Genomic DNA, 690 nt, shown 5'->3' on the forward strand with positions numbered 1-690 from the left:
AGATGATGAAGCAAACTACCAAAACGGATAAGGAGTTTTCCCCCACCTATCTAAAAACACTGCATAACCAACTGAGTGCAATTTTCAATTATGCCGTCCGCTATTATGGCTTGAGCAGCAACCCTGCCAGAATTGCCGGCAATATGGGAAAGGAAACAAATGGCGAGATGCAGTTTTGGACCAAAGAGGAATACATGGTCTTCTCCAAAGCCATGATGAAAAAGGATGGAATCTTCCAGGCATTTGAAATACTTTACTGGTGCGGATTAAGACTTGGCGAAATGCTGGCGTTAACACCTTCTGATTTTGATTTTGACAAGAAAACCGTTCGGATCAACAAAAGCTACCAGCGAATCAAAGGCGAGGATGTAATCACTGATCCTAAAACCGTCAAAAGTAACCGTGTTGTCCAGATGCCAGATTTCCTGGCAGATGAAATGGAAGACTATTTATCCAGGCAATACGAGCTTAAGCCAAACGATCGCATCTTTACAGTCACCAAATCTGGCATGCATCATGAAATGGATCGAGGATGCAGGGAAACCGGAGTCAAAAGAATCCGCATCCATGATCTTAGACACTCACATGTATCATTGCTGATCGAAATGGGATTCTCTGCTGTTGATATTGCCAACCGTGTTGGCCATGAAAGCGTAAAGATCACCTATCGTTATGCTCATATGTTCCCTT

1 protein-coding gene is annotated in these 690 nt (G+C 43.2%); it reads left to right on the top strand.

Translation table 11 applies throughout. The annotated features are described in order from the left end of the window. On the top strand, positions 1 to 690 hold a 690-nt coding region (locus NE665_RS24805), incomplete at both ends, for a site-specific integrase (protein WP_256302703.1).

Origin of the sequence: Clostridium sp. DFI.1.208 (assembly GCF_024463855.1) — a bacterium.
Lineage (GTDB): Bacteria > Bacillota_I > Bacilli_A > Erysipelotrichales > Erysipelotrichaceae > Clostridium_AQ.